Consider the following 381-nt stretch of genomic DNA (forward strand, 5'->3'; position numbering starts at 1 on the left):
TTTCGTGTCTTTCTTTCCCATTGCTAAGTTTAATTGTTCCATGTCTGAAATAATTTCTTAGCTTTTCGTGACTTGCCTTTCCGCATCTTGATACTGTCCATGCCCGTAACATTTGCCAGATTATGTGGTCTAGTTTGTTAAAGGTCTCACTTGAGACTACCGCTGAGTAATAATTAGACCATCCCCGAATAATCGGGTTTAGTTTACTAATCAGGGCTGATTGAGGTGTTGTTTTATGTTGTTTAATTACACCTTTAATCACTTCTGTGTGGGCTTTAACTGCTTTATTGCTGGGTTTTATGTGGGTTTTATGTCCGATTAGTCGGCTTGTTGCCCCACCTGTTTTCCCAGATTTATACTTTCCAACGGGGTATTGCCTGC

1 protein-coding gene is annotated in these 381 nt (G+C 40.2%); it reads right to left on the reverse strand.

The genetic code is table 11. The features are described 5' to 3' along the window. Positions 1 to 381 (reverse strand): group II intron maturase-specific domain-containing protein (locus tag P5674_RS26100; protein ID WP_315670511.1); only part of this gene is annotated, 381 nt, incomplete at both ends.

The sequence above is a fragment of the Limnospira sp. PMC 289.06 genome (genome assembly GCF_032350395.1).
In the GTDB taxonomy this organism is placed as follows: Bacteria; Cyanobacteriota; Cyanobacteriia; order Cyanobacteriales; family Microcoleaceae; genus Limnospira; species Limnospira platensis.